Consider the following 21,548-nt stretch of genomic DNA (forward strand, 5'->3'; position numbering starts at 1 on the left):
GGGCTCCGTGGGGCCGCTGGACGACCTTGGCGTGCCGGCCGCGGAGGCGCCGGTTCTGTCCATTCGGGCGGGTGGACCGGCAGGGGCGCGTTAGACGATTGGGGCGGCCGCGTGGCGGGGGCCGCGGTGGGGCTTACTGTCTGGGGAGTGATTCCCGTTCGGCGGCGGGTCGGGTCCAGCGGGTCATGCCGAGCCGTTCGGCCTGTTGCGGGCGCTGTGGGATGTCGCTGGGCAAAAGGTACGGTTTGCGGATCACCTCGTCGAGCACGACGACGCTCACGACTGCCTTGATCTCGGGGCGGATGGCGACGACCCCGGTGACGAACTCGTGCACGCTGCTGACGTCGGCGGCGCGGATGAGCATCATGGCGTCGTGCTCGCCGGTGGTGATGGAGCAATACTCCACGTCGGGCATGCTCTGCAGGGCGTCCCGGAATGATTTCCACATCTGCGGGTGAACGGTGACGAACACCAGGGCGCAGATATCTAGGCCCACCAGGCGCGGATCGATGCGGGCACTGAACCCGGTGATGACGCCGGAGCGGGTGAGCAGTTCGACGCGGTTGTAGGCGCTGGCGCGGGAGAGATTGATCTTCTCGGCCAGGGCGGCCATGGAGATGCGACCGTTCTCGCGCAGCTCCCGGAGGATGTGCAGGTCGACCGAGTCCAGGGTGGGCTTGGCCGGCCGAGACGACTCGGGGGCGGGCAGGTCGGCCATCAGCGCTGCCGGTCTGTCGTTTTGTCTAGCGTCATACCCAAATAGTAGACACATCGGCTAGTGCTGCGGAGGCTGGGGGTGAAATTGTCTGACCGGGTCTCGACAGGCTCGACCGCCGAGATCGGCGCGACGGGCGGGACCGGCGCGACCCGCACGCTGATCGAGCCTGTCGAGATCCCGGCACACGAGAGAGACCTGGTCGCGAGGTCGCGACAAGCTCGAGCGCCGAGACGCGCTCGAGCGCTGGGACGGGGTTTAACGACAACAGGGTCGGTCCCGAAGGACCGACCCTGTTGTTTCTCGACGAGCTCGATCAACGAGCCGCCGGATGTACTACTGAATTACTTGAGAACCTTGATGACGGTTCCGGCGCCGACGGTGCGGCCACCTTCACGGATAGCGAAGCCGAGGCCCTCTTCCATGGCGATCGGCTGGATCAGCGCGACGGTCATTTCAACCGTGTCGCCGGGCATGACCATCTCGGTGCCCTCGGGCAGCGTGATGACGCCGGTGACGTCGGTGGTGCGGAAGTAGAACTGCGGGCGGTAGTTCGCGTAGAACGGGTTGTGACGCCCACCCTCATCCTTTGACAGGATGTACGCGGTGCCCTCGAAGTCGGTGTGCGGCGTAACCGAACCCGGCTTGACGACAACCTGGCCGCGCTCGACGTCTTCGCGCTTGGTGCCACGAAGAAGAAGACCACAGTTCTCGCCGGCCCATGCCTCGTCGAGTTGCTTGTGGAACATCTCGATACCAGTGACCGTGGTCTTGATGGTCGGGCGGATGCCGACAACCTCGACCTCGGAGTTGATCTTGAGGGTTCCACGCTCGGCGCGGCCGGTGACGACAGTTCCACGACCGGTGATCGTGAAGACGTCCTCGATCGGCATCAGGAAGGGCTTGTCCTTGTCGCGGACGGGCTCCGGGAAGTAATCATCCACTGCCTGCATGAGCTCGAGGATCTTTGCAACCCACTTGGGGTCACCCTCGAGCGCCTTGAGGGCGGAAACCTGAACGACGGGGGCGTTGTCGCCATCGAAGCCCTGGCTGGAGAGCAGTTCGCGAACCTCGAGCTCAACGAGCTCAAGGATCTCTTCGTCGTCGACCGCGTCGGACTTGTTCAGCGCGACGAGCAGGGACGGCACGCCGACCTGCTTGGCGAGAAGAACGTGCTCACGGGTCTGAGCCATCGGGCCGTCAGTAGCGGCAACCACGAGGATCGCGCCATCCATCTGAGCAGCACCGGTGATCATGTTCTTGATGTAGTCAGCGTGGCCGGGAGCGTCGACGTGTGCGTAGTGACGCTTCTCGGTCTCGTACTCAACATGCGAGATGTTGATCGTGATACCGCGCTGGCGTTCTTCCGGAGCAGAGTCGATCGACGCGAAGTCGCGCTGAACGTTGGTCTTGGACGGGTACGTGTCGGCAAGGACCTTGGAGATCGCTGCAGTCAGCGTGGTCTTTCCGTGGTCAACGTGACCGATCGTTCCGATGTTTACGTGCGGCTTGGTCCGCTCGAACTTGGCCTTGGCCACTGTGGGTCCTCCTCAGGACTCTCGGCTCCACCGGACGTTGGTTTACGCCCGGTGGAACTGCTGGATTTGTGTACTTATGTTACTCGGGCCAGGAGGCCTAAGCGATTCGGCCCGTAGGCCGGTGGGTTATTCGCCCTTGTTCTTCTGGATGATCTCGTCGGCAACAGCCTTCGGGACCTCCTGGTAGCTCTCGAAAGTCATCGAGTACACCGCGCGGCCAGAGGTCTTGGACCTCAGGTCGCCGATGTAACCGAACATCTCCGACAGCGGAACGTGAGCGCGAATAACCTTCACGCCCTGTGCGTCCTCCATGGTCTGGATCTGGCCACGACGAGAGTTGAGGTCACCGATGACGTCACCCATGTATTCCTCAGGGGTGCGCACCTCGACGGCCATCAACGGCTCGAGAAGAACGGGGTTTGCCTTACGAACGGCTTCCTTGAAGCCCATCGAACCGGCAATCTTGAACGCCATCTCCGAAGAGTCGACATCGTGAGCGGCGCCATCAAGCAGCAACGCGCGCACGCCGACCATCGGGTACCCGGCGAGCACACCCACGTTGAGGGCATCCTGGATTCCGGCGTCTACCGAAGGGATGTACTCACGCGGGATACGTCCACCGGTGACCTTGTTCACGAACTCGTACGACTGGTCGGCAGTGATTTCAAGCGGCTCGATCGCGAACTGAATCTTCGCGAACTGGCCGGATCCACCGGTCTGCTTCTTGTGCGTGTAGTCGTGACGCTCGACGGCCTTCTTGATCGTCTCGCGGTAAGCAACCTGGGGCTTGCCGACGTTCGCCTCAACGTTGAATTCACGCTTCATGCGGTCGACGAGGATGTCCAGGTGAAGCTCGCCCATTCCCTTGATGACCGTCTGACCAGTTTCCTGGTTCTGCTCGGTACGGAAAGTGGGGTCTTCTTCGGCCAGCTTCTGGATCGCGAGACCCAGCTTTTCCTGGTCCTGCTTGGTCTTCGGCTCGATGGCAACCTCGATAACCGGGTCAGGGAACGTCATCGACTCGAGTACGACCTGCTGGGCAGGGTCGCACAGGGTGTCGCCGGTGGTCGTGTCCTTGAGGCCGATGACCGCGTAGATGTGACCAGCGGTAACGAAACCGACCGGGTTCTCCTTGTTGGCGTGCATCTGGAAGATCTTCCCGATGCGCTCCTTCTTGCCCTTGGTGGAGTTGATGATCTGGGCACCGGAGTCGATACGGCCGGAGTACACCCGGATGTAGGTGAGACGACCGAAGAACGGGTGCACAGCAACCTTGAACGCCAGAGCCGCGAAGGGCTCGTCAGCGTTCGGGTGCAGCATGACAACCTTTTCTTCGTCGCGAGCGTCGTGCGCCTCAATGGCGGGAACGTCGAGCGGCGTCGGCAGGTAGTCGACAACGGCATCCAGCATCGGCTGCACACCACGGTTCTTGAACGCGGAACCGCAGAGGACCGGGTAGATCTCGCTGGCGACCGTGAGCTTGCGGATGGCGTGCTTGATCTCGGAGACGGTGAGGTCTTCGCCGGAGAAGTACTTCTCCATGAGGTCGTCGTCGGTCTCGGCGACGGTCTCGAGGAGGAGCTTGCGGTACTCAGCAGCCTTCTCAACGAGGTCGGCGGGGATCTCTTCGATGGCGTACTTGGCGCCCATCTCGACGTCACCCTTGGAGTCGCCGCGCCAGGTCAGTGCACGCATCTCGACGAGGTCGACGACACCTTCGAAGTTGGACTCTTCACCGATCGGCAGCTGGATGACCAGCGGCTTCGCGCCGAGGCGCTTGATGATGGTGTCGACGGTGTAGTAGAAGTCGGCGCCGAGCTTGTCCATCTTGTTGACGAAGCAGATGCGGGGCACGTCGTACTTGTCGGCCTGGCGCCAGACGGTCTCGGACTGGGGCTCAACGCCCTCCTTGCCGTCGAACACTGCGACAGCGCCATCGAGGACGCGGAGCGAACGCTCCACCTCGACGGTGAAGTCCACGTGGCCGGGGGTGTCGATGATGTTGATCTGGTTGCCGGCCCAGAAGCACGTCGTTGCAGCGGACGTGATCGTGATGCCACGTTCCTGCTCCTGTGCCATCCAGTCCATCGTGGAGGCGCCATCGTGCGTCTCACCGATCTTGTGGTTCACACCCGTGTAGAACAGGATGCGCTCGGTCGTGGTGGTCTTGCCAGCATCAATGTGGGCCATGATGCCGATGTTGCGGACCTTGCTCAGGTCGGTGAGCACGTCAAGTGCCACGGGTGTCCTCCGGAAGTGTTGTGAAAGATGAGGTTGAACAGGCGTTCGATGGTCGAGCTTGTCGAAACCTGGCGAGTCGAGACTCGGGTCTCGACAGGCTCGACCAACGGTGGACTACTACCAGCGGTAGTGAGCGAAAGCCTTGTTCGCTTCAGCCATCTTGTGAGTGTCCTCACGACGCTTCACTGCGGCACCGAGGCCGTTGGATGCGTCGAGGATCTCGTTGGTGAGACGCTCGGTCATGGTCTTCTCGCGACGCGCCTTGGCGTAGCTGGTCAACCAGCGCAGCGCGAGGGTGTTCGCGCGGTGCGGCTTGACTTCGACGGGCACCTGGTAGGTGGAACCACCGACGCGGCGCGAACGCACCTCGAGGGTCGGGCGCACGTTGTCGAGGGCCTTCTTCAGCGTGACAACAGCATCCGCACCGTTCTTGGCAACAACGCCTTCGAGTGCATCGTAAACGATGCGCTCGGCGAGGCCCTTCTTGCCGTCGAGGAGGATCTTGTTGACCAGCTGGCTAACAATGGGGGCGCCGTATACCGGGTCAGCGATAACGGGACGCTTGGGCGCTGGGCCTTTACGAGGCATTACTTCTTCTCCATCTTGGCGCCGTAGCGGCTACGAGCCTGCTTGCGGTTCTTGACTGCCTGGGTGTCCAGGGCGCCACGAACGATCTTGTAACGAACACCGGGGAGGTCCTTAACACGACCGCCGCGAACGAGCACCATCGAGTGCTCCTGCAGGTTGTGGCCTTCACCGGGGATGTAGGCGGTGACCTCGGTACCGTTGGACAGCTTGACGCGAGCAACCTTGCGGAGAGCCGAGTTCGGCTTCTTCGGGGTGGTCGTGTACACGCGCGTGCAAACGCCGCGCTGCTGGGGGTTGGACTTCAGGGCGGGAGCCTTGGTCTTGGTGACCTTGGGGCTGCGTCCCTTTCGCACCAACTGCTGAATGGTGGGCACTAATAACTCCTTGTTTTTGCTGCACGGTGACAGCTGACTGATGTCAAAGCATTCGAATCGCACTTCACAGTGCTCATCGAGTTCATCTGGACCCTCCGGACATCACGAACTCGCGTTCGATCGTTCTGGTGGGTATGCCGTGGGGGCCGCTCGGAGAGCAAACCCTGTTTGCGTGGAGTGTCGGGGCGACTGAAGTGCAACCCGATGTTGGAACAACGAAGCGGCATAACTGAAGCGCACGACAAAGCGCACACTCGTCAATGCTAACCCCGGCAGGGTTGCGGGTCAAGCGCGTTCGACTTCAGGTGCTACTCCTCGTGTGGGTGCCGGCCGGGGGGCCTTGGTGGGAGGTTTACTGGGAGGTGCGATGGGAGGTTTACTGGGACAAAGTGAGATTACTGGGACGGAATCGGCGAAAGCATCCTCTTAATCTCACTATCTCCTGTTTTGCGCCGGCGACAGGTGCAGACCTTGGGCCATGGCCCGGAGAATCTCCTGCTCGATCCGCGGCCAGTCGAACAAGATCTGCCGGTAGTCGTAGCGCAACACCGTGTAGCCCAGCAGCGCCAGCCGTCGATCGTGCGCAATGTCCGCCCGCCGCTGCTCGGCCGAGGAGTGAAAGCTGAAGCCGTCGCTCTGCAGCACGAGCCGGTCGCCGATGAGCCCATCCACCTTGTGGCCGTCAAGCATCACCTGCTGGTTGACCCGGATGCCGGCCAACGCCAGCCGTGCCACCGGCAGCGTCTCCAGACCCGAATCAGACAATCCCGACGCGACGTCTCGCACGGCGCGGGCCGCGGCGCCGCGCAGGGGCAAGCGTGCGAGCGCCTGCTGGGTCACCAGGTTCTTGTTGAGGGCGGAGTCCCACACGACGAGAGCGTTCTCGAAGCTCTGGCACTGGGCAATGTGCACGAGGGCGTCCTCGATCGGTTCCACGAGGGCGAACCGAGCAATCGGCACCGGTCCGGCGCTCCAGTGCACCCGCAGGGTGTCGGATGCCGGAACCGTCCCATTCCTCGGCATGCTGACGTGGTTCATCCCGTCGGGGAGGTGCCACAGCTCGAGTCGCCTGGCCACGCTGAGGCACGCCACCCGCCCGCCGAGTGCCGCCGCAGCTCGCAGGTCGATCGGGGCCGTCGGCAGCGCCAACCAATCGCGCCGGATGCGGGCGCACACTCCTCTCGCAACGCTTTGCCGGATCGCGAAGCGGGTGAAGCCCGCTCGGAGGGCCTGGTGGGAGTGCGCGATGCCGTCGTGCTGGGTGAGCCAGATGCCGAGGTCCATGCGGCCAGTGTCCCCGCCGGCATCCGCTCGTTGAGCCCGGTGTTGTCGGCTGTGCAAACTCCCCCGTACCCGTGCATCTGTGCACAAGGGGCCCACCCTGTGCCCGCGCACGATTATGAGGAAAAAGTGAGATTACGAGGACGAAATCGGCTGACTCATCCCCATAATCCGCTTTTTTCCTCTTAACCGTGCCGCAGGTCGAGTTTGCCCACGGCGCCGGTCGACCTTGCCCACTCGCTGGTCGAGCTTGTCGAGACCTCGCGAGCCGCTCCCTCTAGGTGCCGTGCGGATCGAGCGTGTTGCCCAGGTCGGCCAGCAGCGCCTGCACCTGCGGCTCAACGAACCGTGCGATGGCCTGCTGCAGCTCGGGCCGGTGCGCAACGAGGGCGGCGCACACCTGCTTGCCCACGAGCAGCGCGTGGTCGTCGGCGAGCCGCATCTCCACCCGCAGCGCCGCCTTCTCCTCGGCGCTCAGCGGCGGCGGGGACAGTTCCGGGTCGTCGGCGCTGGGCGGCGGCGCGAAGTCCTCGAACATGAACAGGTAGGGCTCGTTCGGTTCGGCGGGCGGGTCGATGTCGACGCCGTCAAACTCCGGGCCGAGGCCCTCCAGCGGGTGATACGCCGCCTGCGCTTCCTTGCGCAGTTCGATCAGCCCGAGTTCGCGGTTGAGCATCGGCAGGTTCAGGGAGGTGTAGGTGTCAACCTCGTCCTCGATCAGGGCCTTGATGCGCATCGAGAGCGGATGCTGCACTCCGTGCGGCACATCCGTGTCGAGGCCGGCTGCGCGCAGCACGGGCGAGCCGAAGCAGTGCTGGCAGAGTCTGGAGCGTGCCCGGTGAGTGCCGGGCTGCCACTTGGGAACCCAACGCAGCCAGGCGTCGACTTCGCGGCCGACCCGCGACTCGATGGATGCATCCATGGCTGTCAAGTTTAGTCGGTGCGGATGCCGGAATCACCAGGGTTCAGTAAGCCACCTCGTCGGTCGAGCTCGTCGAGACCCCGCGAGCCGATCTCTCGACGCACGTCACCTGGTTTCGACAGGCTCAACCAGCGTGGGGTCGCCGCCACCTCGCCGGTCGGGTGTGGTCACGGCCATCTCGGCGGTCGAGCCTGTCGAGACCCCGTGAGCCGATCTCTCGACGCACGTCACCTGGTTTCGACACGCTCAACTAGCGCAACAGTCACCCGGTTTCGACAAACTCGACCAGCGGAACGATCACCTGATTTCGACACGCTCAACCAGCGCAACGGGCACCCGGTTTCGACACGCTCAACCAGCGCGTCGACACGCTCAACCAGCGGAACGGGGCACGGGCGGTTAGCCGAAGTAGCGGTCGGGGCGGTGGTTCATAGCGATGATCATGTTGAGGATGACCGCGCCCACCACCGAGAGCAGCACCATTGGCACCGGCAGGGTGGCGAAGGCCGCGAGCACGATGAGCACGTCCACGACGAGCTGCACGTAGCCGGCCCGCCATCCGCGGCTCTTCTGCAGGTACAGCGCGAGGATGTTGACCCCGCCCAGGCTGGCCTGGTGCCGGAACAGCACGATGAGGCCGATGCCCGCGAGCAGACTGCCGAGCAGGGTGGCGTAGATCGAGTTCATGTCCCCGATTTCGAGCATGAGCGGGTGCACCTCGGAGAAGAGGGAGACGAGCACCACGGCCACGAGGGTCTTGAGGGTGAAGCGCCAGCCCATGCGCCAGATCGCCAGGGCGAAGAAGGGCAGGTTGACCAGCACGAACCACACGCCGAACGACCAGCTGGTGGCGTAGCTGGCGAGCAGCGCGATGCCGGCGGTGCCGCCGGTGGCGACGCCCACCTCCTTGAGGAGGTAGAGGCCGAACGAGACGGCGAAGGTGCCGATGAACAGCGCGACCACGTTCTCGAAGCGGGTGTGCGGAACGCGGGGGGATGCTTCGGAGGGATCGACGATGGTGCCGGGGGCGGTGCGCGTCATGGGCGCAACGGGGCGGGGAACGGGGTGCTGTTCATTAGCCCATGGTAGCGAGGCGGCGGGTGCCGGCCCCGCCGGGTCAGCCCAGGGCGGCGGGCTTCTCCGGTACCGGACCGGGCCAGGGCCGTACCGGGCTTCCAGGTCGTCGACGGCAACGTCCAGTGCCGGGCCGGTCAGGTCGGTCCAGCCCAGCGCGGCGGCGGCCGGTGCCAGGTCCAGGGCGGCGTCTCCTTCTCGGAACGCCACGGTCGCGGTCGTGGTGGGCTCGTCCGTCGTGGCAGACCACGCCATCGCCAGCGTGTAGTCGAGCAGGGCGGGCACATCCCCGGCATACCCGGCGTCGAGGTTCAGCCCGACCGTCATTTCCACCTGGTTGGGCAGGCCCACAGGTCCGGCCGAGACAAACGCGTCGCTCACACCGGGGAGCTGGCCGAGCTCGGCGGTGACCTGCTGGGTGGTGCGTTCGGCCACCGGAGCGGCCGCGGTCGGCTCCGGCTGCGCGCGGCCGAGCCCGGCGCATCCGCTCAACAGCGCCGCAGCAGTCAGGGCCGTCGCGAGGAGCACGCCGGCACGACGGACCCGTATCGATCGGTGGGGGCGAGTCATGCTCAACGCTGCGCTCCGTAGTCGGTGGTCGTTGACACGATCTGATGGGTCCTGCTGTTGGTGGTCGTGGTCGTGGTGACGCCGGTGGTCGGGTCCGTGCTCGTGGTCACTTCCACCGGGTCGTCGCCGGCGGGGAAGTACCCGGCCGCGGAGTCACCCCACGCGGTGATGCTCGGGTCGGAGGAGGCATCGACCTCCCCGGCGGTGATCGCATAGCGGTTGGGGTTGTGGGCACCCGTCTCCCCGCCGATGCCGACGGGAGCGCCCTTGTCGGTGGAGAGGGACGGCGCGGATGCCTCAACGGTGGTCCAGTTCGCGGACTCGGGGTTGCCGTTGCTGTCGAGTTTGGGCACCGGGTCTTCGTCGAACTCCAGCGAGAGCACCTGCACGTCGCTCGGAATGTCGAAGTTCGCGATGGGCGCCCCACCGGTGACCACGTTGGTGATGTTGTAGTTCAGGGTGGGGTCGGCGGCCATCTGACCGGCGGTGATGCCGCCCAGGCTGAAGCCCTGCAGCATGACCGGGTCGTCGGGCATGATCCCCGCCTCCCGCATGGCCGCATCCACCGCGCTCGAGAGCGCCGTTTGCTGAGCGAGCATGGCGTGAGTGTCGCCGGTGAGGTCGTTAGGGGTGCTGCCGGCCTGAGCATCCCAGGACTGGGTGCTGGGAATCTGCACGATAAAGCTGGGCGGGTTGCCGGGCACCTCGGTGATGCGGATGCGGGCCAGCGCATTCTCGTCGCCGGTTGCGGAGGTGTCGTACTGGTCGATCTGCGCCGACCCGTCGAAGAGGGTCTCTAGGCTGGTGGGGGTCACAACGTCCGCACCGACGATCTCCGGCGGGGTGAACAGGTCATCGCCGGTGAGCAGAGGTCCGTCGTTGAAGTACCCGCCTCGGTTGCCCGCACCGATGATCGCCTGCAGCGCTTGCTCATAACTGGCGGGCGGCCACGGCATGCCGGTGAGCTTACCCAGCAGCCAGTTACTGCCGCCCAGGCTCAGCAGTCCGAGCGGAAGGGTGAGGCCGGCGAGCAGGCCGGGGGCACCCTGGGCGATCAGGTCGACAGCCCACGCGTTGTCACCGGCGAGAGCGTTGAGCTGTTCCAGCTGGTCGGCGAAGGCTTCATCGACGGTTTCTTGGGCATCGTCGACGTCGTAGGCGCCGGCCGTGTTCGCGGCCAGGGCAACGAGAGCGGCGCCCGGGTTCAGAAGCGAGGCGGGGTTGGCCAGGGTCTTGTCGACGCCCTCGCGGAGTGCGTCGAGGCCCTCGAGCACATACCCGCCGGCGTACACGGCGGCCACGTCGGCCAGCACGAGCACACCGGCACCGAGGGCCAGCGGAATGACCATGACCCCGGCCACGAGGGTCGTGGCGTTGACGGCCGCGTTGGCGAGGATCTTGAGGCTCGCGTCCACGGCCTCGTAGGCGTCGACGGCTCCGGCCAGGAACACGGCGGTGACGCCCGCATCCGTGGCGAAGATGAGCATCTGCCCGGTGGCGAACACGATCTTCTCTTCGGCCGTAGCGGCGGTGATCGGCGAGAGGAGCGCCGAGGCCAGCAGGTCGCCGTCCACGGCAATGTCGGCCGCGGCGAGGGCCTGATCGACGAGTTGCTGGGCCATGGCCGACAGCTGCGCGGATTCGGTGCGCATGTCGTCGAGGCTCGCCCCGATTCCGCCCGCTCCCCCGGAGACGGTGAGACCCGACTCAGCCACGGAGCACCCCCAGCAAAGACCCGACCGCGGTGGTGACCTGGCCCACGATGGCGGCGGTGTTCGTGGTGCTGATGCGCACCCGGCTGGAATCGACGAAGTCGGCGGTGGACTCGATGCGGCCCACCACCGGGGTGTCGGCGCTCAGCTGGAACCATCCGGTGGTGCCGCGGAACCAGTGCACGGCCACGGTATCGCCGGTGAGCGAGGTGGCGGCGAGGGTGTTGCCGGCGTCGATGCCGAACGCCGCACCCTCGAGCACCCGCTCGGCCTGCGGCACACCCACCTGCAGGGCGGCGGCGTGAATGATCTCCGGGTTTTGGGTGCGAATGGCCCCGATCATGCCCTGAGCCAGGGTGAGCGGCAGCACGACGGAGCCGGCCGGGGTGTCGGGGGTGTCGTCGTCCTGGGGTTGCAGCCGGATCAGGGCGCGCAGGGCCTCGCTGATCAGCGCGGCCACCGGGAAGGCCGACAGCTCGACGGCGTCTTCGTTGCGGGGCTCGGCACCCCGGTCGTTGAGGCGTTGACCCCGCACGAGCGAAGCTGCAAAGCCGGCTCGCACGGCGATGGTCTGCAGGATGGTGCGGCCGCCGCCCCAGGAATGCACCGTCAGGAGCAGGGCCGGTTCGGTGAACAGGCCGAGGAAGCTCAGCACGGCCGGGTGCACGCGGGCCGCGAAGTCGGGCTCGGCGCCTGCGTCGGTGTTGGGGCTGAGGGCCGAGGCGGCGCGGAGCAGGCCCTGATCGATCAGGCCCATCTCGGCGGCGTGCATCCGCTCGGCGCGTTCGTCGGCCGGCACCTCGTCGGCCCACTCGGAGCGGAACTCCGGGGGAATGGCGAGGCCGGCGCATTCGACCTGCAGCAGGTGGAGTTGATCGACGGTGAGTCCGAACCGGGCCGGCGTGCGCGGCACGGTGCGGGGGGACGCGATGGAGAAAGCCATGGTTACCAGCCCCGTTGGTGGAAGGTGTCGGAAAGAGCGAGCCAGTCGGGCGAGCCCGGGGCCGGCAGCTCCCGCACTGTGCGGATGAGTTCGTCGGCCTCGTTCACGAGCGCACCGGGCACCTCGGTGCCGAAGAACTCGAAGACGTTCTCGGCGCCCTCGGCGATCACCTCGACGGTGTTCCCGACGAGTCGGGCGGCGTCGTTCCAGCGATCGGAGATCCACTGTTCGGCTTCGGCGATGGCCTGTCTGACGAGCTCGACAGCGCGGATGTGCGCGTCGATCGCGTCGGCCGCCTCCTCGAGCGAAGCGGCGGAGGAGTCGAGGTTGCCGGCGCGCTGGCCAAGCTGGTCGATGAAGGTGGCGGCGGCAGCCGAGACCCAGGTGTCGCCCACGGCCGAACGGAGAACGCCGGCGCGGGTGCGAGTGTCGGCGGCGAGTGTGCGCAGCTCGGTGGACCTGCGGCCGAGCGCTGCCATGTCGCCGTACATCCGGTCTCCCTGATGGTGGTTGGTGCTGCTGATGGTGCGTGCCGCGGCTGCGGCGATCGCGTGCGGTGCCGATGCGGCGGTTGCTGCGACCGCAGATCCGGCCGCGGATTGACCAAAGGCGTGACCGGATACCGGCCACGCCTTAGGTCACACGAGCGGAATTAGCCGCTGATGCCGCGAGCGAGCTCGCTGTCGACGTTCTCCATGGCGTCCGCGGCGCGGACGAGGAACTCCGACATGCCGGTGAGGCCGTTGACGGCCTCGGTGGTGCCCTTGGTGAACTGCTCGTAGGAGGTGTGGAAGGCGCCCGATGCGGCGTCGGTGACGAAGCCACCGGCGACGAGGTTGTTGACCAGGCTCTGCAGCTGGGAAAGCTTGGCGGTGAGGTCGTCCTTGCCTGAGATCAGGTTCTTGGACGCGTCGCGCATTTCGCTGTAAGTAACGTTCATATTCGCCATGAGAAGAGCTCCTTGTTTATTCGTTCGGGGCCAACCCCCTCAGGCCGACCGACTATGTATAACCTAACGAACCCGGGTTGCGGAGCGGAATGGGCAGCACTCCCCATGCGGTCCCCGCCGCTAGCCGTGCTGGTTAGGAGACGGATTCGCCGCTGTAGAGCGACTTCCCGCTGCGCCAAGCGTTCAGGCAGCCGATCACAGCCAGGGCTGCGCATCCGGCGGCGATCCAGAGGATCCACGCCAGCCAGGCGGGGTCGGGCACGACGGCGCACGACTGGGTGTAGCAGTCGTCGGCGGCCGACTGGTAGACCAGCGGGATGGTCCCGAGAATCGCCCCGAACCCGAACGCGAACCAGAGTTCGAACCGGAACCGGTACGACATCGCTCGCCAGAAAACCTGGCTCACCGAGCCGGGCACGATCTGGTCGCCGAACCGGTTGGCCAGGGGCTCGTAGGTGAGCCGCTTGAGCAGGGAGAACAGCAGCACAGCGGCCATCCCCGACGCGAAGAATCCGTACAGCACGAGCAACACCCAGAGGCTGTCGTCGGCGTCGGCGAAGGTATCCGTGGTGACATCGAGGTAAACCGGAACCGCAATGAGCCCTACCCACGCCGCCACACTGAGCAGGATGAAGAGCGCACGACTCCACAGCGGAGCCGGCCGCAGCTCCACCACGTTGGAGCCGCCCTGGATGAACCCGCGCTCCCGGGTGCTCCACCGCCCGCGGCGGTGGAATTCGGCCAGGAACAAGGGGGCGGCGGCGAGCATGAGGATCATGATCGGTGCCGCCACGAGGTTGGTGCCCCAACTGGCGCCGCCGACGAAGTCGCTCAGGTTACGGCCCTGCGCGGTGACGCCGATGAGCACGGCCAGCACCACCAGGGCGATGACCACGAGGATGCCGCCGACCAGGTAAAGGGTACCGGCCCGGAATCGGGTCGGCTGGCTCTCACCCTGACCCGGGGACGCTGTACTCGAGCGGCTGGCAACGAGCTGCCGGCGGCGCTCGGCGGCGCTCTTCTGCGGCCCGCTCACGAGGCGGCCACTGCAATGCCGCTGAACCGCACCGAGTCAACGATCGCGTCGAAGAGTTGGGTGTACAGCTCAGTGTCGCTGGCCATCGGGGCGTCGACCACGATGTGCAACAGCTTGTCGTCGTCTGGCGTGACCAGCCAGTACTGGATCTTCACATCGTTGGTGGTCTCCTCGCCGGCGCGGATGGTGGACGCGAACGCTCGCCGCACGGCCAGGCCGCTGTCGAGGCTGAGAAGCTCGGCCCCGGGGAAGGCCAGCCGCAGGCGCTGCTCGGTGTCGTCGGCCGGCACGGGCGAGCCGGGAGCCGTGGGCGGCCAGTCGGAGTAGTCGAGCACCATGGCGGCCGGGAACGGCACGCCGGGAAGGATCTCGAGCGAGAGCGCCACGCGGAAGGCACCGGCCGCGGCAGCGGCAGCGGCCATACCGCGCAGCTGTTCCTTGGCATCTCGGCGGAGGCGCGCGAGCCGGTCGTCCCGGCCGATGCGGCGCTTGACCACGGAAGCGATCTGGCGCTCAAGGGTCGGCGGGTCATCGAGCGGCAGAGTGAGCCACGAACCGGGCAGAACAATGGACAGGTTCGCCTCGGCGAACTTCATCTGACGGGTCATTCGGTGGGCCCCAGGTCGAGTTCGAGTGAGCCGACGATGAGCTGCGTTTCGGCGCGCATATCGCCGAACGTGGCCAAGTCGGCAGAGGTGAAGGTGAACTGCACCATCTCGGTGGAGTTCGGCGGGAAGACGCCGAACATGGTGCGGGCTTCCACCCAGCCGATCTCGTCGCCCGCCGCGAAATACTCGGTGACCTGATGGGCACCGACGAACCGACCGGCGGGCAGCTCACCCTGCCAGGTCTCGAAGTTGAGGGTGAACGCATCCGCCGCGGTCTCCGCGGCCAGCTCACGCGCGGTCTGTTCGTACCAGTCCGGGCCCTGCTCGGGCTCCATCTCCACCACCTGGAAGGTGAGGAGGAGGCCCAGGCTCATGAACTCCTCGGGGCGAATGTGCACGGCCGCCGTGAGATAGGGGTTCAGCTGGGCGAGCAAGCGGATGCGCAACTCCTCCAACTGCCCGAGCATCGAATCTTCGTGGTCGAGGCTGCCGGTCTGGGCCGTGACCTCGGCCACCACCTCGCGGGCCCAGGTCGCCGAGTCGATGTCCTCCTCGAGCCGCACAGGGTGGAACCCGTCGGAGATCTGGATCCGAAGATCGAGGATTTCGTTCAGTGGAGCGTCACTCGTCATGCAGTCAGCCTATCCGGGGGTCAATTTGGGCAGGTCGCCGTGCGACAGGTCTTTGAGGATGCTCTCCGGCTTCAGCGACAAGCCCCGGTCTTCGTGGTCGAACGGGTTGTTGGTGAGGGTCCCGGCCTTGCTCGCCAGCGAGCGGTAATTCATCACACCGAGAAACACTTTGGCACCGGTGGGAATTCCGGCCGCGGCAGCGCCCGTGAACACCGGGTTGTCGAAGCCCTGGATACCTAGCGGGTTGCGCCGGAAGTTGTGCCATGCTGCGCCGAGGTTCTTCTCGGAGACCTTGAGCGGGTTGGTGCCGAAGACCTCTTTCATGACGTTGGGCAGCTTCTTGGGCGAGCCCAGCATGGCCTGCACGTCCTTGAGCTGGGCGGCCTTCTGGCCGCGCGGAATGCCGGTGAGGGTGGTGAACTGCTTGCGCGGCAGCTTGAGAGCTGCGGTGATGCCCTTGGCCTTGACCAGTTTGGTGGCGTACTTGGCGATGTTGCCGCCGAACACGGAGAGCACTACGCCCACAGCGGCGAACGCGACGTCGCCCCAGCTGCCGCCGTTGACGGCCTTGATGGTGGCCTCGATCAGGGTGATCACGGCGCCGACAACTGCGAGCACCAGCAGGATCTGCCCGAGGAACGGCACCCAGGAGAAGAAGATGGCCAGGACCCCGGCCCACTCGCACACAGTCTTGAGGATGTCGAGGGCGGCCTTGCCCAGTCATCCCACCAGGTGTCGTTGAGAGCCTCGCCAGCCTTTCCGTCGATCACGTTCAGGATGGAGCCGATCGCAGTCTGCGCTGCCTGGTTCTTGACATCCAGCGCGGAGTGCCACTCCTGGTGCGCGGCAGCGAGATCCTGGCCGGCGGTCTGCGCGGCAGTCTCGGCCTTGGTGGCGGCGGCGGTCTCGGTGCTGGCGGTCTCCGGTGTCGCGTTCTCGGCCTTGGTCGCGGCGCGGGTGGCCGCTTGCGAGGCGGTGGCGGCCGCGCTCTCCTTGTCGTTGATGTGCGAGATAGCCGTGTTCGCGGCATCCTGCGCGCTGCGCAGCTGGGCCGAGTAGGTAATCAGTGCCTGAGCGGTGCCGGAGTACCGGCTCTGCGCTTTTCCGATGTCGTCAGCAACCGTGCCGGCCTCTTCACGCACCTTGTCGATGGCTTTGGACGTCATACCCTCGGTGGACTTGATCGCGTTGAGCGTGGTGACGGAACGCGTGATGGCGTCGGCCAGTTCGGCATAGCGGTCTGCTTTGGACCGCACCAGGTCGGGGTCGCCCTCAAGGGCGCGGAATTCGCTGTCGGTCATGGGGTCACCTTCGTTGCGGTCATGGGCGGCATCGACGCTGCGGCGTCATTGAGAGCCTTCGCCAGGCTGTCGTCGACCTCGGTGAAACCGTCGGTGATGGCGCCGATCTTCTGCTGGAGCGCCTTGACGGACTCGAGCATCGTCTTGCGCTTGTCATTCCACTTCGAGGCAAAGTCGGAAACGTGCCCGCCGAGTTCATCGTGCCCGGTGGCGGTCGCCACGTCGTTGCTGAACTCGTCGGCGTTGGTGAACTCGTTGACGACCGCGTCGAGGTCGTCGCGCAGCTGGTGTAGCAGCTGTAAGTCGAAGTTGAGATCACTCACTATCGGTTCCCCCTTGGTCTGCGGCCGGGCCGGGCCCCTCGCGACGGATGCGCGCTGGTCGGCTGCCTGTCCTGAACACTACCGAAGCCCCCGCACGGGTTCGATGGGCAGCGGTCCCCATCCGTCCGGTCGTGGTGGTTGAGCTTGTCGAAACCTGCCCGACGACGAGAGAACGGCTCACCAGGTCTCGACAAGCTCGACCGACGACGGGGCCGCGACCCAGAGGGCGTCACTGGAGGAGCGGCAGCTGCACCCGCACGAAGTTGCCCTTGGCGATGAGCACCCCTCTGCCGGGTGGGAACTCGGAGCGGTTGAGGCGGGGCAGCGCGGTCTTCAGCAGGATGTCGCCCTCCACCGATTCGGGCTGCAGCAACAGGCCCCGGCGGGAGTTCTTGATCTCGCCGAACAACGGCCAGGATGAGCTCCACGCGCTGGTCTCGGCCTCGCCGAGCAGGAAGTGGTCGCTGCGCTTGACCGCCCGGGTGAGCTCGAGGATCGGGCCGTCGGCGCTGGACTGCAGGAAGTCGCCCAGGCTCTCGACGAACACGGCGATGCGTCCCTCGGTGTCGGGGTCGGCCACCGCGGCGGCGAGGTCCTTGGCCAGCGCCGCGACGGCGTCGACGGTGGTGGCAGCCTCGGTCCACAGACCCAGCCGGGAGATCGGAGAGCGGGCGTTGCCGAAGTAATACAGTCGCGCATCCGGTTCGAACCGCTTGAACGAACGGGCGATCGACTCGATGGCGGTGCTGCGGCCGCTGGCGGGCGGGCCGGCCAGCAGCAGGGTACCGCTGGGTTCGAAACCGGCCGGGCCGAGGTCGACGTCGCCGAGGCCGAGCACGACCCGCTCCCCCACGCGCGCCGGCAGCTGGTCCTGCGGGTATTCCTTGGGCAGCGAGCCGATGATGGGCGCCTCAGCCACGCCCGCACGGCGCATGGCCTCGGCCAGCCGCCGGGTGGCGTCGGACTGGGCCGACTGGGCGGAGAGCCCGCCGAGAATCGCGATCTGGGTTTCGAAGCCGTCCACGATGGCGCGGCCGGCCGGCGACTTGACGCTGAGGATGTCGCTGGGCACGTCGAGCATGCCGTACCCGTCGTCGGCGAGCCGCAGCACGACCTTCCGCTGGATCGCAGAGGAGATCGACGCGGGCACGGCGCCGGCACGGTCGGCGGTGAGGGCCACGTGCAGGCCCAGCTGTCGACCGTCGGAGAGGATGTCCTTGAACACGTCGAACCACTGGGCGCGGCCGGCGGTGATCTCGAAGTCGTTGCGGAAGTTGGGGAACCCGTCGATGAGCAGCAGGATGCGCGGCTCGGTCGGCTGCCCGGCCAGCTGCCGGTACTCGCTGATGTTCGACGCGTTCGCCTCGGCGTAGAGCGCCTTGCGGCGGTCGAGTTCTCCTTGCAGGGTGCGGAACAACCGCACGATGCGTTCGGTGTCGTCGCCCATGATGATCGAGCCCACGTGCGGCAGCTGCTCGAGCATGCGCAGGCTGCCGGCGCCGAAGTCGAGCCCGTAGACGTGCACGGGTCCGCCGCGCGGGGTGATCGCCGCGGCGCAGGCGAGGGTGCGCAGCACCGACGACTTGCCCGAGCCACCGGTGCCGAAGACGGAGAGATGGCCGTCGATGTCGGGGCGGAAGTACGCGGAAACCTGCTGCTGCTGCTCGGCGACGTCGGAGACGCCGAGGAGGAGTTCGGCATCCGTGCGCTGCCGCAGCAGGCTGAGGTCGTAGGCGGCGGCGAGCTCGTCGAGCCACGGGCGGCGGGGCGCAGGGATGCCGGCGCCGGCGTTGGCGGCGACGATCGTGGTGACCAGACGCTGCTGGTCGGTGGGGCCGAGGTCGCGGTCTTCGTCGACGTTCTCGGTGGAGCGGGGCTCCTCCCAACGGCTTTCGGCGCCGAAGCGCAGCTCGTGCACGTCGATGCCGGCGCGCTCGGGTTCGCGGCTGGTCCACCCGCCGGCATAGGCGGACTGGAACTGCGCGAGCCGGCCGGGGCCGGTCTTGGCGACGCCGCGGCCCGGGATGGCCGGGTCGAAGTGCGCGGAGTCCTTGGTGCCGATCACGTCGGTGCTGTCGGACTCGTCGGCCATCCGCAGCGCAATGCGCAGCGGAGTGTTGGCACGCAGGTTGTCCTTGATCACGCCGGCGGGGCGCTGGGTGGCCATGATCAGGTGGATGCCCAGCGACCGGCCGCGCTGCGCGATATCGACGACGCCGTCGACGAACTCGGGTACCTCCGTGGCCAGCGCCGCGAACTCGTCGATGACAAGCACCAGGGCGGGCGGGCTGTCGGGGTCGCCGCGCTTCTCCAGCTCGAGCAGGTCCTTGGCCTTCTTGCGGTTGAGCAGGTGTTCGCGGTGGTGCAGTTCGGCGCGGAGGCTGGTGAGCGCTCGGCGCACCAGGTGCGGGCTGAGGTCGGTGACCAGGCCCACGCAGTGCGGCAGGGTGACGCAGTCGGCGAACGCCGAACCGCCCTTGTAGTCCACGAAGAGGAAGGTGACCCGGTCGGGGCTGTATTCGGCGGCCATGCCGAGCACCCAGGCTTGCAGGAACTCGCTCTTGCCGGCACCGGTGGTGCCACCGACGAGGGCGTGCGGGCCCTGGGTGCGGAGGTCCAGGTGCATGGCGTCGACACCGGCGGAGCCGATGATGGCGCGCAGCTTGCCGGCCCGGCGGGGCTTGGGCGTGCCGCCGGAACGGTCGTGGATGGACGTGTTCTGCTGCCACCGGTCGATGACCGCGGCGCTGGTCTCCACCATCTCGTGGCCGAGCAGGGTCACCAGGGACACCGTGCGGGGCAGGTCGCTGGCGTCGGCGACGAGGGCGCCGGCGTCGATGACCGGGGCCATCCGCTTGGCGAATTCGAGGGCGGTGACCGAGTCCAGCTGTTCGGTGACGACGTTGTCGATGGTCTCACCCAGGCGCACGAAGCCGACCGTGGCCAGTCCGGCGTCGTCGGCGAGGTGCAGGTAGGTGCGGCAGACGGCGGGCAGCGCGGCCACGGTCGGGCCGATCCAGATGGGGTAGACGCCGGCGTCGGCGGCGATCTCGGCGAGTTGCACGAGGCGGGCCCGATCGATGGCCACGTCATCGGAGATCAGCAGCACGATCGCGGGGATGGGCGACTTGGTGCCCTGGTCGGAGCCCTTGCCGACCTCGCCGCCGCGTTCGAGCGCGGCATCCGTTTGCCCATGGCGCCGCGACGCTGGGTCTTGGCCTGGGCGAGGCGGGCCTCGACGACGCCCTCGATGCCGGAGAGCACGGCGCTGGCGCTGGCGGCGCTGTCGGCGAGGTGGCTGCCCTCGAGCGGGCTGTGCGGGGAGGAGGTGTGCGGCATCCACTTGAGCCACTCCAGCTCGCGGGACCAGCGCGGGGTGAGCAGCGACGCCACGACGAGTTCGGCCGGGGAGTGCAGCGCGGTGAGCTGCACGAGGATCGAGTTGATCGAGCCCATCGCCTGCACCGGCGAACCGGCGATACCAAGCGCGCCGGAGTCGTAGAGGTTGTCGATCAGCGGCACGCCGTCGAGGGTCTGGTTGGCCTCGACGACCTCGGTGAGCTTCTCCTGGAACTCGGGCAGCATGTCGCCGCGGCTGGAGTCCTTGATGGTGTTGCGGGAGTTCATGGTGCCGATGCCCAGCCGGACGTTCAGGAACGACCAGTGCTCGGGCCGACGCGTCCAAAGAAGCGGGCCGCGGTTCATCGCGTGCTCGTGCGCTTCCTGCGTCGACGGGGATTCCTTGAGCCGCAGGTCGAACTCAGTAACCCGTTCGGTGGCCAGGCGTGCGGTGAGCACCTCGAGGCGGGATTCGAACGTGGCGATGGCCTTGGCCAGTCGGCGCTTGTCGCGGGATTTGGTGGTGGCGAAGTTGCCGATCAGCATCACCGGCGAGAGCAGGCAGAAGAGCAGGCTGATCGGGCTCTGGGTGAACGCGAACATGGCCCCACCGAGCAGCAGCGGGGTGATCATCGCCAGCAGCGGGAACGGCTGCGGCTCCTTCTCCACCGGCACCTCCGGCGCGGTGAATTCCTGGCCGATGTAGCGCTTCTCCACCTTGGGCGAGCGGTTGAAGAAGATCGGGCCGGGCTTGGGTGCGGCCTCGGGGCGGCGCCGGCGACCAGGCTGATTTCCACCTCGGAGTCGCCGAGCAGCAGCCGTTCGGTCTTGGCGATGCGCAGCCGGCCCACGATGCCGCCGTCGACGACCACACCGTTGGCGCTGCCGAGGTCGATGACCTCCACGGTCTCGCCGATCTCCAGACGCGCGTGCTTCTTGGAGACCAGGCTGTCGTGCAGCACGATGTCGCAGCCGGGGTCGCGGCCGAGCACCAGGCTGCCGGGCGCGAGCGGAAAGTCGGTGCCGGCATCCGGCCCGGTGAGCACCCGCAGTTGCGCGACCGGCGGCTGGGTAAGCGTGGACGGCGCCTGGTAGAGCACACCGGCGTCGGCCAGGCTCACGGATGCGCCGGAGCCGATCCACGCCTCCCCCACCGGGCCGTCCGGCGGCAGGGTGAGCGGTGCGCTCTGCCCGGGCAGCGTGGCGCGCAGGGTGAGGTACCGGTCGGCCGAGTGCACGGTCTGCGCATCCACCCGGCTGATGGTGCCGGCGATCTCGCTGATCGTGGCGGCGGCATCCGCGGTGACGATGATGTCGCTGGCGGCGCCGTTGGGGCGAACCAGGGTGAGCTTGAGGCGCATTCGGTCCCTATTTCAAGTTGCAGGCAGAGCTGTGCGGGGGT

Annotated in this window: 21 protein-coding genes; all 21 read right to left on the bottom strand. The window is 66.7% G+C overall.

Translation table 11 applies throughout. From position 1 onward, the window contains the following. Nucleotides 1–133 precede the first annotated feature (133 nt). Nucleotides 134–718: an Lrp/AsnC family transcriptional regulator gene (locus KY500_RS12815; protein ID WP_219900875.1), complete on the bottom strand. Its 585-nt coding sequence runs from the start codon at nt 716–718 to the stop codon at nt 134–136. 341 nt (nt 719–1,059) lie between these two features. Then, nucleotides 1,060–2,253, bottom strand: a complete 1,194-nt coding sequence (tuf, locus tag KY500_RS12820; protein ID WP_066597682.1) for an elongation factor Tu — start codon at nt 2,251–2,253, stop codon at nt 1,060–1,062. Nucleotides 2,254–2,379: 126 nt separating this feature from the next. Beyond that, complete coding sequence (gene fusA, locus KY500_RS12825; RefSeq protein WP_304505671.1) at nt 2,380–4,494, bottom strand: elongation factor G; 2,115 nt, start codon at nt 4,492–4,494, stop codon at nt 2,380–2,382. A gap of 117 nt (nt 4,495–4,611) precedes the next feature. Next, entirely contained in the window at nt 4,612–5,082 is a 471-nt protein-coding gene (gene rpsG / locus KY500_RS12830) for a 30S ribosomal protein S7 (RefSeq protein ID WP_066597688.1), read from the bottom strand. Next, nucleotides 5,082–5,456 (bottom strand): 30S ribosomal protein S12, encoded by a 375-nt coding sequence (rpsL, locus tag KY500_RS12835; protein ID WP_055811472.1) that lies wholly within the window; start codon nt 5,454–5,456, stop codon nt 5,082–5,084. Before rpsL ends, rpsG begins: the two co-directional genes overlap by 1 nt. Nucleotides 5,457–5,891: 435 nt before the next feature. Then, on the bottom strand, nt 5,892–6,740 hold the full coding sequence (locus KY500_RS12840; RefSeq protein WP_219900876.1) for an endonuclease domain-containing protein: 849 nt from the start codon (nt 6,738–6,740) through the stop codon (nt 5,892–5,894). 274 nt (nt 6,741–7,014) lie between these two features. Further along, nucleotides 7,015–7,659 carry a spermidine/putrescine ABC transporter substrate-binding protein gene (locus KY500_RS12845; protein WP_219900877.1) on the bottom strand — a complete coding sequence of 215 codons (645 nt, stop codon included), beginning with the start codon at nt 7,657–7,659 and terminating at the stop codon, nt 7,015–7,017. A gap of 399 nt (nt 7,660–8,058) precedes the next feature. Continuing rightward, nucleotides 8,059–9,261, bottom strand: a complete 1,203-nt coding sequence (locus tag KY500_RS19405; RefSeq protein WP_255579289.1) for a YitT family protein — start codon at nt 9,259–9,261, stop codon at nt 8,059–8,061. Between the two features lie 44 nt (nt 9,262–9,305). Then, complete coding sequence (locus KY500_RS12855) at nt 9,306–11,018, bottom strand: hypothetical protein (RefSeq protein ID WP_219900878.1); 1,713 nt, start codon at nt 11,016–11,018, stop codon at nt 9,306–9,308. After that, on the bottom strand, nt 11,011–11,958 hold the full coding sequence (locus KY500_RS12860) for a hypothetical protein (protein ID WP_219900879.1): 948 nt from the start codon (nt 11,956–11,958) through the stop codon (nt 11,011–11,013). The genes KY500_RS12855 and KY500_RS12860 overlap by 8 nt, the downstream gene beginning before the upstream one ends. Nucleotides 11,959–11,960: 2 nt before the next feature. Continuing rightward, complete coding sequence (locus tag KY500_RS12865; RefSeq protein ID WP_219900880.1) at nt 11,961–12,449, bottom strand: hypothetical protein; 489 nt, start codon at nt 12,447–12,449, stop codon at nt 11,961–11,963. Between the two features lie 161 nt (nt 12,450–12,610). Continuing rightward, nucleotides 12,611–12,907, bottom strand: a complete 297-nt coding sequence (locus tag KY500_RS12870) for a WXG100 family type VII secretion target (RefSeq protein ID WP_219900881.1) — start codon at nt 12,905–12,907, stop codon at nt 12,611–12,613. 133 nt (nt 12,908–13,040) lie between these two features. Then, on the bottom strand, nt 13,041–13,943 hold the full coding sequence (locus KY500_RS12875) for a hypothetical protein (RefSeq protein WP_219900882.1): 903 nt from the start codon (nt 13,941–13,943) through the stop codon (nt 13,041–13,043). Further along, nucleotides 13,940–14,539, bottom strand: coding sequence for a hypothetical protein (locus KY500_RS12880; protein ID WP_219900883.1), 600 nt, complete (start codon nt 14,537–14,539; stop codon nt 13,940–13,942). Before KY500_RS12880 ends, KY500_RS12875 begins: the two co-directional genes overlap by 4 nt. 8 nt (nt 14,540–14,547) lie before the next feature. Beyond that, nucleotides 14,548–15,183: a hypothetical protein gene (locus tag KY500_RS12885; RefSeq protein WP_219900884.1), complete on the bottom strand. Its 636-nt coding sequence runs from the start codon at nt 15,181–15,183 to the stop codon at nt 14,548–14,550. A 9-nt stretch (nt 15,184–15,192) separates the two neighbouring features. Beyond that, a complete protein-coding gene (locus tag KY500_RS12890; protein WP_219900885.1) occupies nt 15,193–15,801 on the bottom strand; it encodes a hypothetical protein in 609 nt (202 codons plus the stop codon). After that, nucleotides 15,777–16,484: a hypothetical protein gene (locus KY500_RS12895; protein ID WP_219900886.1), complete on the bottom strand. Its 708-nt coding sequence runs from the start codon at nt 16,482–16,484 to the stop codon at nt 15,777–15,779. Before KY500_RS12895 ends, KY500_RS12890 begins: the two co-directional genes overlap by 25 nt. After that, entirely contained in the window at nt 16,481–16,807 is a 327-nt protein-coding gene (locus tag KY500_RS12900) for a hypothetical protein (protein ID WP_120339348.1), read from the bottom strand. The genes KY500_RS12895 and KY500_RS12900 overlap by 4 nt, the downstream gene beginning before the upstream one ends. Before the next feature lie 229 nt (nt 16,808–17,036). Then, nucleotides 17,037–19,916: an FtsK/SpoIIIE domain-containing protein gene (locus KY500_RS19410; protein ID WP_255579293.1), complete on the bottom strand. Its 2,880-nt coding sequence runs from the start codon at nt 19,914–19,916 to the stop codon at nt 17,037–17,039. Continuing rightward, nucleotides 19,907–20,863, bottom strand: coding sequence for a hypothetical protein (locus KY500_RS19415; protein ID WP_255579295.1), 957 nt, complete (start codon nt 20,861–20,863; stop codon nt 19,907–19,909). The genes KY500_RS19410 and KY500_RS19415 overlap by 10 nt, the downstream gene beginning before the upstream one ends. Further along, complete coding sequence (locus KY500_RS19420; RefSeq protein WP_255579296.1) at nt 20,776–21,507, bottom strand: FHA domain-containing protein; 732 nt, start codon at nt 21,505–21,507, stop codon at nt 20,776–20,778. The genes KY500_RS19415 and KY500_RS19420 overlap by 88 nt, the downstream gene beginning before the upstream one ends. Nucleotides 21,508–21,548: the final 41 nt, after the last annotated feature.

The sequence above is a fragment of the Cryobacterium sp. PAMC25264 genome (genome assembly GCF_019443325.1).
Classification (GTDB): domain Bacteria; phylum Actinomycetota; class Actinomycetes; order Actinomycetales; family Microbacteriaceae; genus Cryobacterium.

Coding starts and splice junctions, on each gene's coding strand:
- KY500_RS12815 (WP_219900875.1), bottom strand. CDS start 718: ATGGCCGACCTGCCCGCCCCCGAGTCGTCTCGGCCGGCCAAGCCCACC.
- rpsG (WP_066597688.1), bottom strand. CDS start 5,082: ATGCCTCGTAAAGGCCCAGCGCCCAAGCGTCCCGTTATCGCTGACCCG.
- KY500_RS12840 (WP_219900876.1), bottom strand. CDS start 6,740: ATGGACCTCGGCATCTGGCTCACCCAGCACGACGGCATCGCGCACTCC.
- KY500_RS12845 (WP_219900877.1), bottom strand. CDS start 7,659: ATGGATGCATCCATCGAGTCGCGGGTCGGCCGCGAAGTCGACGCCTGG.
- KY500_RS12860 (WP_219900879.1), bottom strand. CDS start 11,958: ATGGCTTTCTCCATCGCGTCCCCCCGCACCGTGCCGCGCACGCCGGCC.
- KY500_RS12865 (WP_219900880.1), bottom strand. CDS start 12,449: ATGTACGGCGACATGGCAGCGCTCGGCCGCAGGTCCACCGAGCTGCGC.
- KY500_RS12870 (WP_219900881.1), bottom strand. CDS start 12,907: ATGGCGAATATGAACGTTACTTACAGCGAAATGCGCGACGCGTCCAAG.
- KY500_RS12880 (WP_219900883.1), bottom strand. CDS start 14,539: ATGAAGTTCGCCGAGGCGAACCTGTCCATTGTTCTGCCCGGTTCGTGG.
- KY500_RS12885 (WP_219900884.1), bottom strand. CDS start 15,183: ATGACGAGTGACGCTCCACTGAACGAAATCCTCGATCTTCGGATCCAG.
- KY500_RS12895 (WP_219900886.1), bottom strand. CDS start 16,484: ATGACCGACAGCGAATTCCGCGCCCTTGAGGGCGACCCCGACCTGGTG.
- KY500_RS19420 (WP_255579296.1), bottom strand. CDS start 21,507: ATGCGCCTCAAGCTCACCCTGGTTCGCCCCAACGGCGCCGCCAGCGAC.